Below are 3,212 nucleotides of genomic sequence, written 5' to 3'. Positions count from 1 at the left end.
GAGGCGGGTTGTAGTCGTTCGCGCCGATCGGCGTGGCGGACAGTGTGCCCTTGCGCCGGGCGGCGGAGGTGCCGACGCCGTAGTTCACCTCGGCCAGCTCGGCCTTGGTCGCGGCGTGCTTCAGCCCCGAGAACCAGCTGCCGCTGCGGCTGAAGCCCAGCCGGTAGTCGACCTTCTTGGCCGCGGTGCCCGAGGCTTTCCAGATGCCGTTGTACTGGGCGTTGAGGGTGGGCGATGCGGGGCCCAGGCCCAGGGTGCGGATGACGGTGCCCTCGCCGAGGCTCCAGCTGCCGGCGATGCCGCGGGCCGTGTCGTCGTAGCTGATGTGCGACGCCGCAAGGCGCGCTCCGGCATCGGGGGTGGTGACGGCCACCGGCTTGGCCTTGCGGGAGTCCAGCGTGACCGTCGCCTTCGCGGCGACCTTCAGCGTCGGCTGGACGAAGACCGCGAAGCTTTTGGTCGGGCCGTAGACGGAGCTCTCCAGCGCATAGGTGCCCTTGGCCACCCGCACCGTGACGGGCCCCTCCTGGTAGGGGATCTCGATCTTCCGCTGGGTGCGGTCGGTGAGCGTGGTGACGTAGTGGGTGGAATTGCTGCCGTTGACGTCGAGATGCTTCAGCGTGAGGTCGTAGGACTCGACCTCACGGTCCACGACGAGGCCGGTGCGCACTTCTTGGCCGTCGCCGGCGGCCAGCAGCGTCCCGCCGTAGATGCCGTCGGCGGTGCCGGTCCTGGTGTCGGCGGTGACGGTGGTCTTCGCGGTGCCGCCGGCCGGGACGGTGAGTTTGGCGTCCTTGACGGTGAACATGTCTGCCGGGCCCGGGCGGCCCTTGGGGTCCACGGCGCGGGCGGAGAGTGCGAGGGTGACCGGCTTGGTGCCGAGGTTGCGGTACGTGACGGTCTTGGTGACCGGCTTGTCGTCGGTGTGCGGCCAGGCCTGCGTGCCGAAGGTGAGCGTGCCGGGCTCGGGGACGACGGACGCGGTGACGGCGCGGGTCAGGTCGACGCGGCCCGCCCCCTGCTGATGGGCGTTGAGCGTGGGGTTGGGCTTGGCGGAGCCGGTCAGTGCGGCCTTGAGCTGCGGACCGCTCCACGTCGGATGCTGCTGCAGGAGCAGGGCGGCGGAACCGGCCACATGCGGCGTCGCCATCGAGGTGCCCGACATGGCGACGTAGGGCTCGCGGTCGGAGTCGTCGGGAATCTGCGTGGAGCGCGCGGCCGTGATGTCGTCACCGGGCGCGGTCAGGTCGGGCTTGGCGATCCCGTCGGCCTGCGGGCCCCGGCTGGAGGTCTCCGCGATGTTGTCCTGCTTGTCGACGGAGCCGACGGTCAGGGCGGTGGGAGCGCTGCCGGGTGAGTTCAACGTGCCGGGCTCGGGGCCGTCGTTGCCCGCCGCGATGACGAAGAGGGCCTTGCCGGATAGCCGTGCGACGGCTTCCTCCAGCGGATCGGTCCCCGGCGAGTCCAGGCTGCCCAGACTCAGGTTGACGATCTTCGCGTTGCTGTCGACCGCCCACTGCATGCCGGCGGCGATGGAGGACTCGGTGCCCGTGCCCTCCACTTCGGAGATGACCTTGCCGTCCAGGAGCTGCACACCGGGCGCCACACCCTTGTACTTGCCGCCCGACTTGGCCCCGGAACCCGCCAGGGTCGAGGCGACATGCGTGCCATGGCCCATGCGGTCCTTGGCGTCGGGTGCGGACTCCGTGAAGTTCTTTTCGGTGATTTCGACGCCCTTGAGGTCCGGGTGCGTCTGGTCGACTCCGGTGTCCAGGACGGCGACCTTGACGCCCTTGCCGGTGTAGCCGGCCTGCCACATGGCGGGGGCGCCGATCTGCGGCACGCTCTTGTCCAGAGCGGGGCGGACCCTGGCATCCAGCCAGACGTGCGCGATGGCCGGGGCCGCGCTCGTACGCGCGTTGGTACGGCCGCCGGTCCCGCCGGTCAGCTGCGACCAGAGGTCCCCTGCGCCGGACTTGGGCGCATCGAAGGCCTCGCCGCCGATGGCGGGCAGCGCGTGGCGGTCGCGGGCCAGGCCGCGGAAGGTGTCCTCCGGGCGGCTGTTGGCGCGTCCCGGCCGGTACTTGACGATCAGCGGGAGCGAAGTGCGGCGGGCGTCGTCGTACTTGTCCCTGACGAGACGTGTGACGTCGAAGAGCCGCCGGTCCAGCCTGCCCGCGCTGATCAGCGGCTGGGCGTCCTGCGGTACGACGTACGTCTGCCCGGCCTCGCGCCGCACCGCGATCGCGACCTGCTCGCGGCCCTGCCCGCGCATCAGCCGGACGACCTGCTTGCCCCCTGACCGGACGACCACCCGGTCGCCGGTCACCAGTGTGACGGTCTGCGTCTTCCCGCCCTGCGCTCTTCGACCGGTCTCGCTCTTCCCGGCGCTCTGTGTGCCCGCGCTGTGCTCAGGGCCTGGCTCTGGCCCGGCGTCGGCTGAGGCCACCCCCGTGACCAGTGCGCCGGACATCACGGCGGCCATCGCCGCCGCCCCCACCCTCGATATGACTGCCACCCGATTTGCCTGTCTCTTGAGCGTGCTTGATGTGGTCGCCCGTAACACGTGATCTTTGAGGTGTCCGGTTCTGGTGATCCGGAAGATGTTCGTGAGATATTTGTTGCCCTGGCGGCCAACGTCACGCCAGATAAGGTCAATTCGGGCTAAATCCAGGAATACGGCATGGCGTCGCATCGCTCCCGGCATGCCGTCCTGCTGCCGGAGATCAAACCGACCGGTACGTCATGTGCGGCGAGTTCGCCTGCGCCCCCTGCCGGCAAGTGCAGCCACTGGGACGTGCGGAATGCCCGGGAGGCGGGCGGTATGCCGGCACCCGCAACCGCTGGCAGCGCCTACCCCCCCCCACGCGCGTGCCGCGCCACGGCACCGGTGCGGCGCCGGTCGGGCTCCCGCAGCGATCCGGGGGTCCGGGGGCGGGCGCCGTCCGCACCCGCAGCGGCGCCCGGGCCCTCAGGAGTGCTGCGGGCCGTCGGTGCTGTGGCCGTAGCGGGCGAGCATCGTCGTGACCGCCTCGTCGACGGCGCGGCCGACGTCGGCGGGTGCGGGGCTCCAGTCGGCGAGCAGCATCCGCGGCCACAGGACGTAGTTGGCGATCATGCCGAGGAACTGGTTGGTGGCGCTCTCCGCGTCAGGTACCACCGCGGTGCCCGCGGCGTGCCGGTCCTCCAGGTAGCGCTGGACGGAGATGAAG

The 3,212-nt window shown here is 70.9% G+C and carries 2 protein-coding genes; both read right to left on the bottom strand.

The genetic code is table 11. From position 1 onward, the window contains the following. Positions 1 to 2,518: S8 family peptidase (locus tag ACQKIP_RS43685; protein WP_427745558.1), on the bottom strand; the 2,518-nt coding region annotated here is incomplete at its 3' end. A 453-nt stretch (positions 2,519 to 2,971) separates the two neighbouring features. Then, on the bottom strand, positions 2,972 to 3,212 hold a 241-nt coding region (locus tag ACQKIP_RS43680; protein ID WP_427745557.1), incomplete at its 5' end, for a TetR/AcrR family transcriptional regulator C-terminal domain-containing protein.

This window comes from Streptomyces sp. NPDC059900 (assembly GCF_050270335.1).
In the GTDB taxonomy this organism is placed as follows: domain Bacteria; phylum Actinomycetota; class Actinomycetes; order Streptomycetales; family Streptomycetaceae; genus Streptomyces.
Note: the sequence above shows the minus strand (reverse complement) of the source record. Positions and strands in the feature narration are given on the sequence as shown.